The organism is Mesocricetibacter intestinalis, from assembly GCF_004363295.1.
GTDB lineage: Bacteria > Pseudomonadota > Gammaproteobacteria > Enterobacterales > Pasteurellaceae > Mesocricetibacter > Mesocricetibacter intestinalis.
Genome location: NZ_SNYQ01000002.1, coordinates 295,938 through 314,767 on the forward strand (window position 1 = coordinate 295,938; position 18,830 = coordinate 314,767).

The window sequence follows — 18,830 nt, forward strand, 5'->3', positions numbered from 1 at the left end:
ATGGTTTCTCTTTTTATTTGTATTCATCAATTACATGGGCCTGCACTTCCGCGCCCTGTGAGTTTATTTCGCGCCATTCGGCATAATTTCCGGATAAATCTTCGCTGGCCATACCAAGGCGCACCGCCTGATCAACAATAATCCGCGCCACATCGAAATGTCTTGCCGCCGGATATTCCGCCAGTTGCGCTCTGAGTACCGCACTTAAATCGATTGGACGGTTAGTTTCACGGTATTGAATCAGCAGGCTCTGCATTTGTTCCACCACTTGATCATGCAGGTCGGAAAGCTGTTCGTATTCCAACGCCTGCGGCAGCTCGCCCAGTGCGTCTTCATCGCGCAGCACCGCTTCTTCGTCGCGCAAATCCGCCAGACGTTGAGCCTGTGCCGTCCATAAAAACCAGGGCGCATCAAAATAATTATGAATGGAATTACGCAAACGCTGGGAAAATACGCGATTTTTATCCATATCGATAGCGGTACGGATAAACTTATGCACATGGCGGTCATAGCCGATCCAAAGATCGATGGCTTGCTGTCCCCAGCTGATAATACGGTCGAGTTTCGCCTGCAAATCGGTAATCAGCTGATCGATAAAATACAATTCCTGATGTCCGATCACACAATCCTGAATACGCAATAGCTGAGCCTGTAATTTATCGCCGGCGGCATTTAGGGTGTCCTGTAGTTCACGCAGGTTGCCGGAGGTTTCATCCAACAGTTTTTCACAGCTGGCAATAGCCGCCTGCCAGTCTTTACTCAGCAATTCGGCGATTTCTTCTTTAATGCTGTGCTGGTTTTCATCCATTACACGTTGGGATAAGTCAATGCTGTCAAAAATTTCCGCCACTGAATATTTTAGCGGCGCAAATACGTTACGGCGCCAGAAATATTCATCTCCGCCCTCTTCGGCGGCTTCCGAGGCTCGTTGAATTTCATCGGCGACAATCGCAAGCTGAACGGATAAGCGCAGAGCGGAAAATTCCCGTTGACGGATATAATAATCGGAAACGCCTACGCCGAGCGGGGTCAGCCGATAGATTGCCAGCCCCTCGGTAAACTCGCTGCTGAAACGGTTAAGAAAACGCTGTCTGACCAGTTCGTTAATCGCATTATTAGCACGAGTAGCGACGGTTTCTTCCGCCTGTTCGAATTGATTGGATACATGACGGAAAATATCCACCAGATCGGCTTCAATCATTTCGCCGTCGAATCGTTCGTTATTATAAATGGCTATGGCCAGTAGAAAGGCAAGACGTTCCGTTGACAAATTCAGCGAAAACTCGCGTTCTCTCGCCCAGTTAACCAATTCGGGCAAGGTTTGTGATGTTTCAAGCATTTAAGGGAATCTCGCAACCTGATAAAAAATAAATAAAATTGTGCCGATTATACAGTATTTTTCAGTCGCTTACAGCTTGAAATTATAGGCTTCGCTACTCCGTTAACGGATTCTGTAGCTTTGTTAAAAATTTGGCGCAAAAAGGACCGCACTTTTCCGCCCTTGTGATTTTTTATTTGAAATTTTCTTATAAAGTCTTACTATACGCTGATTTTATTTTATCACTGAAAACGGACATTATGACTGAAGCAACCCATTTAGCCGGTAAAGACGAAAAAAGACAGAGCTATAACCTGAATAAACTGCAAAAAAAGTTACGTCGTAACGTTGGTAACGCAATCGCCGATTTTAATATGATTGAAGAAGGCGATAAAGTGATGGTCTGCCTTTCCGGCGGAAAAGACAGCTATACCCTGCTGGATATTTTACTGAATCTGCGCTTAAACGCGCCTATTCATTTTGATATTGTGGCGGTTAACCTCGACCAGAAACAACCGGGATTTCCGGCGCATATTTTGCCTGAATATCTGCAGCGTATCGGCGTTGAATACCGAATTGTGGAAGAGAATACTTACGGTATCGTAAAAGAAAAAATTCCGGAAGGAAAAACCACCTGCTCTCTTTGTTCCCGTTTACGACGGGGAATACTCTACCGCACGGCGACGGAACTGGGCGCCAGCAAAATTGCTCTGGGGCATCATCGGGACGATATGCTGGAAACCCTGTTTCTGAATATGTTTTACGGGGGTAAATTAAAGAGTATGCCGCCGAAGCTGATGAGTGATGACGGCAAACAAATCCTGATCCGTCCGCTGGCCTATTGCCGAGAAAAGGATATTGCAAAATACTCCGCCGCTAAAGGTTTCCCGATTATTCCTTGTAACCTGTGCGGTTCTCAACCGAACCTGCAGCGCCAGGTGGTAAAAGAAATGCTGCAAAAATGGGATCGCCAGTACCCGGGACGAATTGAAACCATGTTCAGCGCCATGCAAAATATCGTCCCTTCGCATTTATGCGACGGTCGTCTGTTCGATTTTAAAAATATTCGACGCGGCCAGTTACCGGAAGGTGTGGAAGGTGATATCGCCTTTGATAAGGAAATTCTGCCGACTCAAAGCCAATTGCCGGCAGATGAAGAAAACAGCGCCCTATTTGGTGATGAGGGGCTGATTCGCATTAAAGAAGTGGGTTGATTTCCTGCAAGAGGTAAAAAGAGCGGTCGGTTTTCGGCCGTTTTTTATCTAGCCCATGGACAGACTTGCCTGATGGGAAAAAACTTTAAGTTTTTCACATTTCAATCATTAGATTCTTCTTGCTTGCCAGTAGGTTTTCCGCCAGTAAGGGCTTTGCAGCGAAGAGTAAATGACCCCGCCTTTGGTCGAAGCATGCAGAAATTTATCTTCTTTTACATAGATCCCCACATGGTAGCCGTTCGGGCCGGCTCCGGTTTTGAAAAAAACCAAATCGCCGGTTTGGATATCTTCTTTTTCGATATAGACTCCGGCTTTAGCCTGGTCTTTAGTCATACGCGGCAGCGCTACGTTAAAGCGGTGCATAAAGGTGGTCTGAACAAAACCGGAACAATCTACGCCGCGACGGCTTTGCCCGCCTAAAACATAAGGCGTTCCCGCCCATTCGTACTGTTGCTCGCTGAGTAAGGCGATAACCATAATAGGATCGCCCAGTTGCCCCTGATAGTTGATCCCGCTGCGTTTGCCGCTAGAACAGGCAGCCAATACAAGGGTTACGACAGCGCATAAAAAAGCGGTGCGTAATTTTTTGCAAGACATTGGCATAAGAAATAATCCTGTAAAAAAAGAACAACTACCCGCCGGGGATAGTTGTTCGCCTATGCTTTGTCGTTTAACTTTTAGGTTTGGTTTTTTCCACTCTGGCGCGTAACTTCTGCCCCGGCTTAAATACCACTACGCGACGGGCGGAAACAGGCACGCTTTCACCGGTTTTCGGGTTGCGTCCGGGACGTGAAGCCTTTTCCCGCAGCTCGAAATTGCCGAAGCCGGACAGCTTGACCTCTTCTCCTTTTTCCAGTGCAAGACGGATTTCTTCAAAGAAGTTTTCAACCAGCGTTTTTGACTCGGCTTTCGTCAGACCGTGTTTTTCGATGAGATTATCGGCGAGTTCTACTTTGGTCAATGTCATAGTTTAATCTCTCAAGTAAGCATTAAAACGTTGTTTTAACTCGGTTAAAACGGTAGATATAACGTTATTGATATCATCTTCCTCAAGGGTTTTTTCTCTATCCTGAATAATCAAGCTGACGGCTAAGCTTTTATAGCCCTCAGGCACTCCCTGCCCCTGATACAGATCAAACAGATTGACTTGCACCAGACTCTCACCCGCAACTTCACGGCAGCAGTCAATAATACTGCCGGCCGGAATACTTTCGGCAACAACCAAGGCTAAATCACGGCGATTGGCCGGGAATTTAGAAATTTCTTTTGCTTGCGCCACATTTCGCTGAGAAATTTTCTCAACTAAAATTTCACAAGCAAAAGCTTTGCCGTTTAAACCAATTTTCTGAGCGATATTCGGATGAATTTGGCCGATAAAGCCGATTTCTTCATCGTTCAGCATAATTGCGGCAGATTGCCCCGGATGGAACGCTGCATATGATTTTGCAACAAATTTGACCTGATTGCCAGTACTGGTTAAGGATAATAAATTCTCCAGATAGCCTTTCAGATCAAAGAAATCGGCATTTTCCGCTTTTCCGCTCCAATGTTCGTTTAAACGCGCTCCCGTCATAACCGCAGAGAATACAAATTCCTGACGGATACCGAATTCCGCTGCGCTATCGGGAATAAAACGCAGCCCCGTTTCAAACAGGCGTACTCGGCTTTGTTGACGATTCTGGTTATATACCACGGCATTTAATAAACCGCTTAAAAGGGATACGCGCATTGCCGACATTTCACTGGAAATCGGATTCGGTAAAATCCATGCCTGCTGTTCCGGATGCAACAGCTGTTGGATTTTCGGATCGACGAAGCTATAAGTGATGGCTTCATGGAAATCATTGCCTACCAGGGCGATTTTCAATCTGGACAAATCCAGATCCGATTCGCGATGCTCGCGCATGGTTAAATGCGCCAAAGGTGCATGGTTAGGAATGCTGTTATAGCCGTATATACGCGCGACTTCTTCGATTAAATCCTCTTCCATCTCAATATCGAAACGCCAGCTGACGGAAGTTACCGTCCAGAGATCATCTTGATACTGTACGCTAAAACCTAAGCGACGGAAAATATCGGTAACGGTTTCGGTTTCAATATGATGACCCAGCAACTTATCCAGCTTGCTACGGCGCAATTGAACCTGTTTTAATTCGGGGAGAAATTCCGGGCTTACCGCTTCACAGATTTCACCGGGTTCGCCGCCGCAGATTTCCAATACCAGTGCGGTAGCGCGTTCCATGGCGCGCTGCTGTAAATCAAAATCGACACCGCGTTCAAAGCGATGGGAAGCATCGGTATGCAAACCGTATTGTCTTGCCCGTCCGGCAATTGCCAGGGGTGCGAAAAAGGCGGATTCAAGAATAATATTTTTAGTTCCGGCATTAACTCCGCTGGCCTGTCCGCCGAAAATTCCGGCTATTGCCAAAGGTCCCTGTTGATCGGCGATAAGTAAAGTATTGCTCTGTAATTTGGCTTTATTGCCGTCCAGCAGCACCAACTCTTCCCCTTCTCTTGCCATACGTACCTGTACCGGCTGGCTGACTTTGTCCGCATCAAAGGCGTGCATCGGTTGGCCCAATTCCAACAATACATAGTTGGTAATATCCACTATAGGATCTATGGAACGAATGCCGCAGCGGCGCAATTTTTCTTTCATCCAGAGCGGTGTCGGCGCACTGATATCTACGTTTTTCACCGAACGCAGCAAATAGCGGGGACAAGCCTCTTTCGCCTCTACCTCAATGGCAATTTGATCGGAATGGGTCGGTATCACGGTGGCGATTTGAGGTTCATCGGCATTTAAGCGGTTCACTACCGCCACTTCGCGGGCGATACCGGCAATGCTTAAGCAATCGGCACGGTTCGGGGTTAAACTGATTTCAATGGCCTGATCGTTTAATTGCAGATATTCGCGTAAATCCTTTCCAATCGGCGCATCTGAAGGCAATTCGATAATACCGCTGTGATCTTCGGAAATACCGAGTTCACTATAAGAGCAAAGCATACCTTCCGATGGTTGACCGCGCAATTTGGTTTTCTTAATTTTAAAATCGCCGGGTAATTCCGCCCCTTCCGTTGCGCAGGCGACCTTTAAACCCTGGCGGCAGTTCGGCGCGCCGCAGACAATATCGAGTAAGCGTTCGCCGCCGACGTTAACTTTGGTTACCCGCAGTTTATCCGCATCGGGATGCTGTGCGCATTCCACCACTTCGCCGACCACCACGCCGTGAAAATCTCCCGCAACGGCTTCGCAACCGTCCACTTCTAGTCCGAGCATAGTGATTTGATCACATAGCTGTTCCGTATTAATTGCGGGATTTACCCACTGGCGCACCCATTGTTCACTGAATTTCATTACTTATCTCTCACTTTGAATTATTTAAATTGTTTTAAGAAGCGCAGATCGTTTTCAAAGAACGAACGTAAATCGGTTACGTTATAACGTAACATTGTCAGGCGCTCTACTCCCATGCCCACGGCAAAGCCGGAATATTCGTTCGGATCGATACCGACGTTACGTAAAACATTAGGATGCACCATACCGCAACCTAATACTTCCAGCCATTTGCCGTTTTTCCCCATAACATCCACTTCGGCGGAAGGTTCGGTAAACGGAAAGTAAGAAGGACGGAAACGCACCTGTAAATCTTCTTCGAAAAAGGCGCGTAAGAAATCGTGCAATAGCCCTTTAAGCTCGGTGAAGTTGGCGTCTTTATTTACATACAGCAATTCAATCTGATGAAACATCGGGGTATGCGTTTGGTCGTAATCGTTACGATAAACCCGTCCCGGTGCAATAATACGAATTGGCGGACGCTGTTTCTGCATGGCGCGAATCTGAACGCCGGAGGTCTGGGTTCTGAGCAGCAGTTCCGGATTAAACCAGAAGGTATCGTGATCGGCACGGGCCGGGTGATGTTTAGGAATATTCAGGGCGTCGAAATTATAATAATCGCTTTCGATTTCCGGACCGCTGGCAACGGAAAAGCCCAATTCGGAAAAGAATTTGCTAACCCGTTCAATGGTGAGGGTAACGGGATGAAGTCCGCCGGTTTCTACCTTGCGTCCCGGCAGGCTGACATCAATCCGCTCTTTTTCCAGTTGGGCATTTAATAATGCCTGTTCCAAGCGTTCTTTTTTTTCGTTCAGACTGTCTAAAACGGATTGCTTCGCTTCGTTAATTTTGGCGCCGATAGCCGGACGCTCTTCTGCCGCTACATCGCGTAGCCCCTGCATCAAGCGGGTAAAATGCCCTTTTTTACCGAAATATTCGACCCGAAATGTTTCCAAGGCTTCCAGTCCTTTATCCTGTAGCTCTTCCAGTGCCGTACGTGCCTGCTCCGTTAACTCTTTTAGGTTTTGCATACCCGTCCTCTATTAGTCTTATTATTTATTTAAAAAAATTGTATTAATCATAATACTAAGCCGTTAAAAAATCACGCTATTAATGTTAGATTGCGTGAAAATGCTGTGAAAATATACCGCTATCGGCTTTCCACCGAAAAGATCCGGGAGAAATTCACCATTATTGCTGAGGAAGGGCCGTCGCTAAGGCTTCAAGTACGGAAAAACGTTGAAAAAAATGACCGCACTTCGGCGGGCAGCGAATGTCGAAGTGCTGTCCCCGATATTCAAAATTTAGGGCATAGGCATGCAAATAGGTGCGGTCGCTGTTTTCATGATCGCCGTATAAAGCGTCCCCCAGAATGGGGCTGCCCAAGCTTTTCATCGCTACCCGGAGCTGATGGGTTTTACCGCTTTGCGGATACAGTACGAATAAGCGTAAGCCCGGTTCACAACTGTAGGAAAAAAAGCGGGTAACGGCGGGATTGTCTTTGGTTTTACATAGTTTCCAGGCGCCGCGACGTGCTTTTTCCATATCACCGATAATTAAGCCCTGCTTCTTTTTCGGTTTATGGGCAGATAAGGCCAGGTAGGTTTTTTGTATACGGCGGGCGGCGAACAGTTCCGATAACTCCGCCGCCGCATTCCGGTTCAGCGCAAGTATCAGCAAGCCGGAAGTTACTTTATCCAGCCGATGTATCAGCCACAGTTGCGGGAGAGATAATTGCGCGGCGAGGGATTGGATAAAACCCATCTCCTCCCCGTCTTTATGTACGCTGATGCCGCAAGGTTTGTCAATGATGATAAAATCCTGATGTTTGTGTATAATCTCGACGGTTTGCATATTAGCTTTTTACTCTCGGAATCCCTTGCGGTTTATTTGTAATGATTACTGTTGAACAAATTATAGCATATCTCGTTCCGGTGATAATGTGGGCGTTGATCGTCTCCATTACCATTCGCCAGTTTTTAAAAAAACAATCCTCCTCCACTATGCTGTCATGGCTGATGGTGATTTATCTGGTGCCTGTGGTGGGGATTCTGGCCTACCTGATTTTCGGCGAAATTAATCTGGGTAAACGACGGGCCAATGCCTTTAAAGCCCTAACCGCCGAATATATGCAGTGGTTTGATAAAATCAGCCAATGCCGTGAAATTATCAGCCGCCATCCTTCCCCCCTATCCGAACCCTTGTTTGATTTAACCCAAAAACGCTTGGGGATTCCCTGTGTGGAAGGTAATGAACTGCATATTCTGGATAATCCGCAGACCATTATGCAAAGTATTATTGCGGATATAGATGCCGCTAAGCATTCAGTTAATATGATTTTTTATATTTGGTTCGACGGCGGCATGGTAGAAGATGTGATGAAGGCGCTGATTCGAGCGGTACGACGGGGAGTTAAAGTCAGATTGTTGCTCGATTCGGTAGGAAGCCGCGCATTTTTTAAGGGCAAAAATTATCCTTATATGCAACAACAAGGCATAGATATTGCGGAAGCCCTGCATGTAAATTTATTCCGAGTATTTTTGCGCCGCATCGATTTGCGCCAACACCGAAAAATTATTGTGATCGATAACCGTATCGCCTATACCGGCAGTATGAATATGGTTGATCCGAAATTTTTTAAGCAAGACCGCCATGTGGGGGAATGGATCGATATTATGGTTCGGATTAACGGACCGGTTTCGGCGGTTTTAAACGGCTTGCAAGCATTGGACTGGGAAATGGAAACCGGGCAGAAAAGCACCCTGGAACTGCCCCGTCGCCCGATCTTGGAAATTGAAAATCACAATGCTCATGCGGTACAGATTTTGGCTACCGGGCCGGGATTTCCCGACGATTTAATGGAACAGTCCCTTGCCACCGCAATTTTTTCGGCGCGTAAAAGCATATCCATTACTTCGCCTTATTTCGTTCCCAGCCATAATATTGCGGAGGCATTGCGAATCGCGGCGCTACGCGGCGTCGAGGTATCATTAATAGTACCAGCTAAAAACGACTCGCTCATGGTTCATTGGGCCAGCCGCACATTCTTTGAAGATTTACTCGCCGCCGGGGTGAAAATTTATCATTTTGAACAGGGCTTGCTGCATACCAAAAGTATCCTTATCGACAACCGTTTGGTTTTAGTGGGTACGGTAAATATGGATATGCGCAGTTTTCTGCTTAATTTCGAAGTTACCATGTTGGTGGAAGATATTAGCTTTGCCAGTGAAATCAGCCTGCTGCATGAAAATTATATGAATAGCTCCTCGCGTTTAACCTATGGGAGCTGGAGTACCCGCCCTCTCTATTATCGAATTATCGAGAAGCTATTCTTTTTATTCAGTCCGCTGTTATAAATCAGCGACAAAAAAAACAGGAAACAGGAAAATAGAATGAAAAAAGAATTAACCTTTTATTTGATCCGCCACGGACGCACGGTCTGGAATGAAGAAGGTCTGATGCAAGGCTGGGGCGACTCGCCGCTTACCGAAGCGGGAATCAGAGGTGCGCGTTTAACCGGAAAAGCTTTGGCGCAGGTACCCTTTGCGGCGGCCTATTCCAGTTGTCTGCAGCGTACCATTGATACGACAGAACATATTTTGGCCGACAGAGATGTCCCCCGCTTTCAACATAAGGGCTTAAACGAACATTATTTCGGTCGTTGGGAAGGACAACGGATCAGTCAGTTACGCGAACTCGAAGAATTTCAGCAGATGCTGAATGCACCGCTCGATTATAAGGCGCAGACGAACGGCGGCGAAACCTGGGATAAATTGGCTCAACGCAGTATGCAGGCGATGCGCGACATTATCCGAGTTCATCAACAAGGCAATATTTTGATTGTATCTCACGGCCATACCCTACGTTTATTGATGGCATTATTCGGCGGGGCAAGTTGGCAAAACCATCGTGAAGAAGGTAACAGCGTTTCAATGTTGAATACTTCGATCAATATGGTGCGTTATATTCAGCACCGAGATAAATCCCAAGGCGATTTTTACGTTGAAAAATTAAACGACGTCGCGCATTTAAGCGAAGCATAAAACACAAAACATAAAAAAGAGGCGCCGGAACTTAAAGGATCGGCGCCTCCTTGCTTTGAGCATATTACAGCAACTGCAAAAATTCGGCCACGGTATAGAAAGAACCAAAAATAATCAGAATATCCCTTTCATCCGCCTCCTCAATTGCAGCCAGTACGCCTTGCCGTACCGAATCCTTACTTTTCACTTCAATATTATGCGGCTGCTTGTGGACGAGGGGGTGTAAAACGGTACTTAATTCTTCCCCCGTTCTTCCGCGCGGCCCCGTCAGACTAACACAATACCAGCAATCGACAAGGGCTAATAAGGGACTGATAATTCCCTCGGCATCCTTATCCTTTAAAATACCGCACACCGCGATAATTCTGCCGGAGGAGGTCGCTTCTTTAAGCGCCTTCAGCTTTTCACTTAAATAGCGCGCCGCATGGGGATTATGCCCCACATCCGCAATAATCCGCGCCAGATCCTTAGGGTTGCGACCCAGTTCGGCGGATAATGCGCTTAATCGCTCCGCTTCTATTTGTTGAAAGCGTCCCGTTAACCGCACTTGGCGTAAGGAATCTTCAATAACCCGGGGGGAAATATTAAAAGGCAAATGTTCGAGTACGGCTAAAGCGGTGGCCGCATTTGCCAGAGGAATGGCACAGAGCGGAAGATTTTCCCGTTGCAGATTTTTTCCGAACCAATGCCAGCTATTTGACTGAGATTCGAACCCCCAGTCCCGCCCGCGGCAATAACAACGGCAGTTCAGGTGAGCGGCATATTCAAGCATACTGACGGGAATATCCGGCTCGCCGATAACGGCGACTTTAGCGGGACGGAAAATGCCGGCTTTTTCATAGCCTATGGCTTCGCGGCTGTGGCCGAGAAATTCCGTATGATCGATATCAATACTGGTAATCACCGCAATATGATTATCTACAATATTGGTGGCGTCCAGGCGACCGCCTAGCCCTACTTCCAGAATAACCACATCAAGCTGTGCTTGTTTGAACAGATGCAGAGCGGATAAGGTGCTGAATTCAAAATAACTGAGAGAAGCGGTTTTGTTCGCTTCGATAAAGGCGAAAGAAGCCGTATGTTTTTCGTCCGCCAATTCCTGATTCTGAATACGCACCCGCTCGTTATAATGCAGTAAATGCGGGGAGGAATAAACACCGACCCGATAACCGGCATTTAATAAAAGGGTTTCGAGTAAACGGCAGGTAGTCCCTTTACCGTTAGTTCCGCCGACGCTAATCACAAAGGGAGCCGGATCAAGTAAATCCAGCGCCCGAGCAACGGATTTTACCCGTTCCAGTCCCATATCTATGCTTTTATAATGGGCGTTTTCCAAATAGGAAAGCCAGTCCTGCAATGAGGAAGCGGCGGTTAAATGATGTTTCATAAGGAAAGATTGCTCCCCGCCTTAATCTGCATTTTCGCTTTTTTCGCTTTCGAGCAGTTCCGCTTCGACAAAAGGCGAAGGTCGGTGCATTAATTTGCTTAACAGACCGGCCAAGGTATCCCGCATATCCGCTCGTTTAACAATCATATCGATAGCACCCTTTTCCAGCAGAAATTCTGCGCGCTGGAAACCTTCCGGCAATTTTTCACGTACTGTCTGTTCAATAACGCGAGGGCCGGCAAAGCCGATCAGCGCTTTAGGTTCCGCAATATTAATATCGCCCAACATGGCAAAACTGGCGGAAACACCGCCCAAGGTAGGATCGGTTAACACGGAAATAAAGGGAATACCTTTTTCTCGCATTTTAGCCAGCACTGCACTGGTTTTCGCCATTTGCATCAGAGAAATCAGCGCTTCCTGCATACGCGCTCCGCCGCTGGCGGAAAAACAGACGAAAGGACAATTATGAGCAATGGCATATTCGGCGGCGCGAACAAATTTAGCTCCCACTACGGATCCCATTGAACCGCCCATAAAGCTGAAGTTTGAAGCGGCGGCGACAATCTGCATTCCCTGTAAGGTGCCGGAAAGCACTATCAATGCGTCTTTTTCGCCAGTTTCTTTTTGTGCGCTGCTTAATCGATCTTTATAACGCTTCAAATCCTTAAATTTTAAAATATCTTTAGGTTCCAATTCGGTCGCGATTTCTTGGCTGCTGTCCTGATCCAATAGCGCCAATAAGCGTTCACGCGCATCAATACGCATATGATGGCCGCATTTCGGGCAAACTTCCAGATGGCGTTTCAATTCTTCGCGATAAAGCACCTGTTCGCAGGAAGTACATTTGGTCCATACCCCTTCTGGAACGTTCGATTTATGCGAACTTGAAATCGGGTTCTTACTAAAAATTCTATCAATCCAGCTCATTTTTAACCTTTATCAATCTATAAAAAATTCCGTTTATTTAACCATAAATAAGCACAAAATTCACTTTTTTTATACCTTTTTCTGCCCTTGGCTCCCGATGAAAAAGTCGGTTACCCGCTTCGGGTGAGACGGAAGGCCGGGCGAAAAAGTTTGATTAGCACCACTGACGGCTTCTCCCGTTAATCAAGCCTTTCCGCTAAGAATAAAGGCCCGATGGGCGTTTGTGGTAAGGCAAAACGGGCGGGATATTCCACATTAACCAGGTATAATCCGCCGGCTTTGGCAGTGGGCGCCGCCAAGCGCCGATCTTTTTGCGCCAGTAACCAGGCAATCCATTCCGGCGGCTGATTCGCGCAGCCCACCTCGAGCAAACTGCCGACGATATTGCGTACCATATGATGTACGAAAGCATTGGCTTGAATATCCACGATAATATAGTTTCCCTGCCGGGTAACCCTTAAATGTTGCAAATTTCGCCAAGGCGTGTGCGATTGGCATTGGGCGGCCCGAAAGGAAGAAAAATCATTTTCTCCCAATAAGGCTTGGCCGGCGAGGTGCATTAATTCATGATCCAGCTGCAGATGGGTATGGGTTACACCGTAGGGTAAAATGGCCGGACGCAATTTATTCGTATACAAAATATAACGATAGCGCCGCGCCGTGGCGCTGAAGCGGGCGTGAAAATCTTCATCGGTTTGTTTAGCCCATTTTACTGCGATATCATCCGGTAAATTGGCATTAGTACCGAAGGCCCAAGCCTTTTCCGGACGAACCGCATTGGTTTCGAAATGAATAACCTGACCGGTCGCATGTACGCCGGCATCCGTTCTGCCGGCGCAAAACACGCTAATCTCTTCGTTAGCCACATAAGACAATGCCTGTTCGAGGCTTGCCTGAATGCTGGCCACCTTTTCCTGCCGTTGCCAGCCGAAATAATTTTGTCCGCTGTATTCGATCCCAAGGGCAATTTTCATTTTTAACGCTCTACTCCGTTATTAAACTGAATTTAAATCCACACAAAAAAATCCGGCTAAATTCTACCGCACTTTTCACCGATGTCAGCAGATTAAACGCAAATTCATATTCCGTTTGGTTATTGATTATAAAAAAACGGTTCATCGATAAGCATTTTTGTTTTTATATAATGAATTTCCTGTTTAATTTTGATTGTAAAAAAATAGATATGATTAAAAAAATAATTTTTGGCCTTGTAGCGCTTATAACTTCGCTATCCGCTTCTGCGGCACAGAAGGAAGCGCTTAAAGTAGGAATCGATTTGACTTATGCCCCTTATGCTTATTTGGATCAGGGTAAAGCCAGCGGCTTTGACCCGGATTTAATGCGTTTAATCGGGCAAAAATTAGATAAAGACACGGTTTTTAAAGACACCCGCATCGAAAATATCATTATCGGTTTAAACGCCGGCCATTATGATGTTGTTGCTTCCGCGCTATATGTTAATCCGCAACGGGCCGAACAGGTGGATTTTTTGCCTTATTTGCAAACCGGCGGCGTATTAGTGGTACGGGGGAATGATAAATTTTCACCGCAGAAATTAGAGGATTTATGCGGTAAAAGCATGTCTTCCATGAAAGGAGCCGCTTGGATTTCTACGGTAAATCGGGTTTCCGCCGATTACTGTAAAGCCAATAATCTGCCGCCGATTAGGGTAAAAGAATATCCGAGTGCGCCGGAAGCGGCTCAGGCTTTATTATCCGGCGGCGTTGACGTGCAATATGAAGATGCGGCGGTGGCTCAAATGGTTATTAATCAATTGGGCAATCGCTTGAAAATCACCAGCAAAGAGCAACTTTTTCCGGTATTAATAGGTTTAGCCTTCAATAAAGAAGATTATGCCGGCAAGGCAACCATCGCCCGTACGATCAAACAGCTGCAGGCTTCCGGTGAATATGATGAACTGCTCAAAAATTATAATTTACAGTTCCCGAATGCCGAACTGTTAAAAGCCAACGGCCTGGAAAACGCCTTAGACGAAGCCATTGCCGCCTCTGACCCGGAAAATGTTACCAATACTTCCGTAACCAAAGGGTTTCAGTGGGAATACCTGCTTAGCCTATTGTATAACCAAGACTTTTGGAAAGCCGGATTAACGGTAATAGAACTCAGTACCCTAACTTGGCTGGCGGCCGTGTTATGGGGATTCCTATTGGCTTTGGCAAGCCAGTCTAAGCGCATTGTGCTGAACAAAGGCGCGAATCTTTATATTTGGTTGTTCCGCAGCTTGCCGCTCTTGGTTTTACTTATTTTTATTTATAATCTGCCGCAATTTTGGCCGGCCAGTTCGATGCTATTATCCAACCCCTTCATTGCCGGATTAATCGCCATGGTATTAAGCGAATCCGCCTATATTGCGGAAATCCACCGCAGCGCCCTGTCCGCCATTCCTAAAGGACAATATGAAGCCGGTAAAGCGCTGGGCATTCGTTTCTGGGGTATTCAGCGTCTGATTATTATTCCGCAGGCCTTAAAGGTCGCATTACCGCCGCTAACGAATCAATATGTTACCATTGTGAAGCTAACCTCTTTGGTTTCGGTTATTTCCCTAACTGAAATTTTATTGGTCGGTCAGCAGCTCTATACGCGTAACTTCTTGGTAATGGAAACCCTGATTGCCGTGGCTTTCTATTATGTACTGATTGTGAGCCTGGTAACTTGGATTTTGCGTAAGTTGGAGCATAAACTGGACGTTTCCTTAAAAGAAACGGGTGGCGAGCAGGCTCCGGAGGTCGACAGAGAAACCCTTAAAGCTTATGAAACGCTGAAAACCGAAGCCGCAGTTTCGGCGGAAGCCTTAACCCTGCGCGGGGTGAAAAAATCCTTCGGCGCTACCCCTGTGCTTAAAGGCATTGATCTTTCGCTGAAATGGGGTGAAGTGCTATCCATTATCGGCGCTTCCGGTTCCGGTAAAACCACCTTAATCCGCAGTATCAACGGCTTGGAAAGCCTGGATCAAGGAGAGATTCTGTTGGGCGGCGAAAGCTTTATCGAAGCTAAACATTTTGTCGCTAAGGCGCAGGATAAAATTGTGGATCTGGGCATGGTATTCCAGAACTATAACCTGTTCCCGCATAAAACCGTACTGGAAAATCTGATGTTGGCACCGGAATATCATCATAAGCCGGCGCAGGAAACCCGTTTGCTGGCATTGGCAATGCTGGATAAAGTCGGTCTGTTGGCTCATGCCAATAAATATCCTCATCAATTGTCCGGCGGGCAACAACAGCGTGTTGCGATTTCGCGCGCCTTAGTGATGAAACCTAAAATTATGCTGTTTGATGAACCGACCTCCGCCCTTGATCCGGAATTAGTCAGCGAAGTGCTGTTGGTGATGGAAAATCTGGCCAAAGAGGGAATGACCATGATTATAGTTACCCATGAAATGCAGTTCGCTTTGAAGGTTTCGGATAAAATCGCCTTTATGGATGCGGGACAAATCGCTTATCTGCAAACGCCGGATGAGCTGAGAAACAATGATGATGCGCGAATCCGTCGCTTTATTAACAACCAGATTTTACTGAACGATTACAGTATTTAAGCATTAACCCTTGCGGAGAAATATTTATGACTCAGGAATTTGTTGAAATCGGTATTCTGCAACAAAGAAAAATCGAAGCCGAAATAATCAAACCCATTTATGAAATTATGAAACGTGAATTCGGTGTGGAAAAAGCCAAGGCAATTATCGAAGAAGCGGTTGCCGATGCGGCGATTAATGCCGGTAAAGAATATGCAAAGCGAGAACCTGAAGGTACCAGTGTAGAAAGCTTTGTGGCCTTGCAATATTTATGGGAAAAGGACGACGCGCTGAAAATTGAGGTGGTTAATAATAACCATCAGCGCTACGACTATAATGTGCATCGCTGTCGTTATGCGGAAATGTATCAGGAAATGGGGCTGGCGGAAATCGGATTTTTGTTATCCTGTAACAGGGACAGTAAGTTTATCGAAGGCTATGCGCCCAACATTAAGCTTACGCGCCCCCATACGGTAATGAACGGCGACGGATTCTGTGATTTCCGTTATGAATTACAGGCGGAAAAAACAGAGGCAAAGGAAAAATAATATGCTGACGATAAATGAGCGGCGCCTTAAGGAACTGTTGAATCGATTCGCCGATTTCGGCCGCACCCCGAATAACGGAGTTACCCGACTGGCGCTATCCGATGAGGATAAACAGGCGCGGGATTATTTCGTCCAACTGGCCGAACAGGCCGGTTTCGGGGTAACAATCGATGCTATAGGTAATATTTTCGTGCGCAGAGCGGGAGAAAATCCCCAAGCCGAGCCGATTTTGGTGGGTTCCCATGGCGACTCCCAACCCCTAGGCGGACGTTTCGACGGTATTTACGGCGTACTGGCCGGTTTGGAAGCCCTGCTCTCCTTCAATGATCAGCAGGTTAAAACCCAACGTCCTATCGATCTGGTGATGTGGACCAATGAAGAAGGCGCCAGATTTGCTCCGGCAATGATGGGAGCGGCGGTATTTGCGCAGAAATTGCCTTTATCTCAGGCACTGGCGGCAAGGGATTCGCAAGGTCTCAGCGTCGGCGATGAATTACGACGTATCGGCTACGCCGGTAATGCCGATCTTTCCCGCTATCAAGCTCATTGTGCCGTGGAAATTCATATTGAACAGGGGCCGATACTGGAGATGCATCAAAAAGACATAGGTATTGTCAGCGGCGCATTGGGGCAAAACTGGTATCAAATCCGTTTTGACGGCGTAGCTTCCCATGCGGGCACCACTCCTATGGATATGCGCAAAGACGCATCGCTCGGTATGGCAAGGGCTATGCTCGCGTTAAATCAGTTGGGGCGGCGAGAAATTCCCCATCAAGGACGAGTTACCGTAGGATGCGTTCAGCTGACCCCAAATTCACCGAACGTTATTCCCGGTTCCGCCTACTTTACTCTTGAAGTTCGCCATCCGGATAAACAGGCCTTGGCAAGAATTGATCAGGAAATCCGCTGCTGTTTGCAAACAATCGCTGCGGAAGAAAAGCTTAAACTGAGCATTAAATCGGTATTAGCGCTGGATCCGCTGCATTTTAATCCCGATTGCCTGAATCTGATGGAACAGGTATGCCGGCAGTTAGGGTATTCCTATGAACACATAGTTTCCGGCGCAGGACATGATTCCTGCCAGTTAAACGACAGATTCCCGACCGCCATGCTGTTTATTCCCTGCATTGACGGACTCAGCCATAATGAAGCGGAAGATATCCGGCCGGAATGGTCTGCCGCCGGAGCCGAGGTTTTAGCCAATACCCTCTTCGAACTGGCGAACCGTCCCTAGTATAAAAAGAGCGGTCGGTTTTCGGCCGTTTTTTTCCGATAAAAAAACCCTTTCTTGTAACGAAAGGGTTTCAATACCTAATATCAAAAATGCGAATTAAGCACGTTTGAAGTCGATATGTGCAAGTTTAGGTTTGAACGGATGACGCTGCATCGCCTGTACTTTAACTGCAACTTCTTTACCTTCAATCACAAGAGTGATTACTTCGGAATAGAAAGAATCATGTACCTGAGCGTTGTTTAATTCATCGTGATTTAATACGATTGCAACAGGCGCTTCACTACCGCCGTAAACAATAGCGGGAATCTGACCGTTATGACGCAGGCGGCGGCTCGCACCCTTACCATGCGTTGTACGAACTTCAGCGTTAAATTTAAATGCCATTTTGATGTTCTCTTAAAAATCAAGGTTTGTGATAAAATCGCAGGCGACCCAGCGATTTCCCATAATTTGCTCAAAGGCTTACTTTGAGAGCGGCGATTATAATAAATCAAAGGGAAAAGATCAAACGAATCCGTCCTCTCGGCGCTAAATAAATGAAATTGCACTGGTATTTCCAACTTAAAAAGTGCAAAATAACCCCATCTTTTTTCACCGTAACAACTCAGAGAATAATATCCGAATGGAAATTTTGGTCGATTTTTTTATTAATTACGGTTATTGGGCCGTGTTACTGGTATTGATTATCTGCGGTTTCGGCGTACCTATTCCGGAGGATATAACCTTGGTATCCGGCGGTATTATTGCCGGTCTGGGCTACGCCAATCCGCATATTATGTTGGTGGTCAGCATGATCGGGGTACTGCTCGGCGACAGCACCATGTATTGGCTGGGGCGTATCTACGGGGTCAAAATTCTGCGCTTCCGCCCTATTCGCCGTGTAATGACTTTGCAACGTTTACGCATGGTGCGGGCTAAATTCGATCAATACGGCAACCGCGTATTATTCGTCGCTCGTTTTCTGCCCGGTCTCAGAGCGCCGATTTATACGGTGGCGGGAATTACCCGCCGGGTAAGTTATACCCGCTTTGTGCTGCTCGATTTCTTTGCTGCGATTATTTCCGTACCTATCTGGGTTTATCTCGGTTTCCACGGCGGTAATAATCATGAATGGATTGAAGCCCAGATCCGTAAAGGACAAATGGGAATTTATGCGATTCTCGCCCTATTGGTGTTATTTATCGGCTGGAAAGTTTATAAAGCTAAAAAGGCTAAAAAAGCGCAGGATTAATCCGAAAAATTCACTATTCAAACCGGTGTAATTGCCGGCTTCTCATTTAAGGAAAC

General features: G+C 46.6%; 17 protein-coding genes and 1 pseudogene. 8 read left to right on the forward strand and 10 right to left on the reverse strand.

Annotated elements, in window-relative coordinates:
- Window positions 1-13: 13 nt before the first annotated feature.
- Complete coding sequence (gene mukF, locus EDC45_RS04080; protein WP_133543719.1) at window positions 14-1,339, reverse strand: chromosome partition protein MukF; 1,326 nt, start codon at window positions 1,337-1,339, stop codon at window positions 14-16.
- A gap of 239 nt (window positions 1,340-1,578) precedes the next feature.
- Between mukF and ttcA the strand changes: the two genes are divergently transcribed.
- Window positions 1,579-2,532: a tRNA 2-thiocytidine(32) synthetase TtcA gene (gene ttcA, locus EDC45_RS04085; protein WP_133543721.1), complete on the forward strand. Its 954-nt coding sequence runs from the start codon at window positions 1,579-1,581 to the stop codon at window positions 2,530-2,532.
- 108 nt (window positions 2,533-2,640) lie between these two features.
- On the opposite strand, the gene EDC45_RS04090 is transcribed toward ttcA, so the two are convergent.
- The 5 genes from EDC45_RS04090 to EDC45_RS04110 all read right to left on the reverse strand — a co-directional run bounded on the left by EDC45_RS04090 (window position 2,641) and on the right by EDC45_RS04110 (window position 7,723).
- Entirely contained in the window at window positions 2,641-3,135 is a 495-nt protein-coding gene (locus EDC45_RS04090; protein ID WP_133543723.1) for a C40 family peptidase, read from the reverse strand.
- Window positions 3,136-3,202: 67 nt separating this feature from the next.
- Window positions 3,203-3,499, reverse strand: a complete 297-nt coding sequence (locus EDC45_RS04095; protein ID WP_133543725.1) for an integration host factor subunit alpha — start codon at window positions 3,497-3,499, stop codon at window positions 3,203-3,205.
- Window positions 3,500-3,502: 3 nt separating this feature from the next.
- Complete coding sequence (pheT, locus tag EDC45_RS04100) at window positions 3,503-5,890, reverse strand: phenylalanine--tRNA ligase subunit beta (RefSeq protein WP_133543727.1); 2,388 nt, start codon at window positions 5,888-5,890, stop codon at window positions 3,503-3,505.
- A 20-nt stretch (window positions 5,891-5,910) separates the two neighbouring features.
- Window positions 5,911-6,900 carry a phenylalanine--tRNA ligase subunit alpha gene (gene pheS, locus EDC45_RS04105; protein ID WP_133543729.1) on the reverse strand — a complete coding sequence of 330 codons (990 nt, stop codon included), beginning with the start codon at window positions 6,898-6,900 and terminating at the stop codon, window positions 5,911-5,913.
- Between the two features lie 160 nt (window positions 6,901-7,060).
- On the reverse strand, window positions 7,061-7,723 hold the full coding sequence (locus EDC45_RS04110; protein ID WP_133543731.1) for a TIGR01621 family pseudouridine synthase: 663 nt from the start codon (window positions 7,721-7,723) through the stop codon (window positions 7,061-7,063).
- A gap of 44 nt (window positions 7,724-7,767) precedes the next feature.
- Between EDC45_RS04110 and cls the strand changes: the two genes are divergently transcribed.
- Window positions 7,768-9,225: a cardiolipin synthase gene (gene cls, locus EDC45_RS04115; protein ID WP_133543928.1), complete on the forward strand. Its 1,458-nt coding sequence runs from the start codon at window positions 7,768-7,770 to the stop codon at window positions 9,223-9,225.
- Window positions 9,226-9,261: 36 nt separating this feature from the next.
- A complete protein-coding gene (locus EDC45_RS04120) occupies window positions 9,262-9,912 on the forward strand; it encodes a histidine phosphatase family protein (RefSeq protein WP_133543733.1) in 651 nt (216 codons plus the stop codon).
- Between the two features lie 64 nt (window positions 9,913-9,976).
- Here EDC45_RS04120 and folC read toward each other — a convergent pair whose 3' ends face one another.
- The 3 genes from folC to truA all read right to left on the reverse strand — a co-directional run bounded on the left by folC (window position 9,977) and on the right by truA (window position 13,200).
- Window positions 9,977-11,299, reverse strand: a complete 1,323-nt coding sequence (gene folC, locus EDC45_RS04125) for a bifunctional tetrahydrofolate synthase/dihydrofolate synthase (protein WP_133543735.1) — start codon at window positions 11,297-11,299, stop codon at window positions 9,977-9,979.
- Between the two features lie 21 nt (window positions 11,300-11,320).
- Window positions 11,321-12,226, reverse strand: coding sequence for an acetyl-CoA carboxylase, carboxyltransferase subunit beta (gene accD, locus EDC45_RS04130; protein WP_133543737.1), 906 nt, complete (start codon window positions 12,224-12,226; stop codon window positions 11,321-11,323).
- Window positions 12,227-12,405: 179 nt separating this feature from the next.
- Window positions 12,406-13,200 (reverse strand): tRNA pseudouridine(38-40) synthase TruA, encoded by a 795-nt coding sequence (gene truA, locus EDC45_RS04135; RefSeq protein WP_133543739.1) that lies wholly within the window; start codon window positions 13,198-13,200, stop codon window positions 12,406-12,408.
- A 209-nt stretch (window positions 13,201-13,409) separates the two neighbouring features.
- Here truA and EDC45_RS10470 point away from each other — a divergent pair.
- The 4 genes and pseudogenes from EDC45_RS10470 to EDC45_RS04150 all read left to right on the forward strand — a co-directional run.
- A pseudogene (locus tag EDC45_RS10470) lies at window positions 13,410-14,918 on the forward strand (ABC transporter substrate-binding protein/permease); the annotation flags it as partial.
- A gap of 87 nt (window positions 14,919-15,005) precedes the next feature.
- Window positions 15,006-15,782 carry an amino acid ABC transporter ATP-binding protein gene (locus EDC45_RS10475; protein WP_243728763.1) on the forward strand — a complete coding sequence of 259 codons (777 nt, stop codon included), beginning with the start codon at window positions 15,006-15,008 and terminating at the stop codon, window positions 15,780-15,782.
- A 26-nt stretch (window positions 15,783-15,808) separates the two neighbouring features.
- On the forward strand, window positions 15,809-16,309 hold the full coding sequence (locus tag EDC45_RS04145) for an L-2-amino-thiazoline-4-carboxylic acid hydrolase (protein ID WP_133543743.1): 501 nt from the start codon (window positions 15,809-15,811) through the stop codon (window positions 16,307-16,309).
- A gap of 1 nt (window position 16,310) precedes the next feature.
- Window positions 16,311-17,543 (forward strand): Zn-dependent hydrolase, encoded by a 1,233-nt coding sequence (locus tag EDC45_RS04150; RefSeq protein WP_208107246.1) that lies wholly within the window; start codon window positions 16,311-16,313, stop codon window positions 17,541-17,543.
- Between the two features lie 96 nt (window positions 17,544-17,639).
- Here the strand turns inward: EDC45_RS04150 and rplY are convergent, their stop codons facing one another.
- The gene (rplY, locus tag EDC45_RS04155; protein ID WP_133543747.1) at window positions 17,640-17,927 is read right to left on the reverse strand and encodes a 50S ribosomal protein L25; all 288 of its coding nucleotides are present in this window, start codon (window positions 17,925-17,927) and stop codon (window positions 17,640-17,642) included.
- A gap of 238 nt (window positions 17,928-18,165) precedes the next feature.
- Between rplY and EDC45_RS04160 the strand changes: the two genes are divergently transcribed.
- A complete protein-coding gene (locus tag EDC45_RS04160; protein ID WP_133543749.1) occupies window positions 18,166-18,774 on the forward strand; it encodes a DedA family protein in 609 nt (202 codons plus the stop codon).
- Window positions 18,775-18,830: the final 56 nt, after the last annotated feature.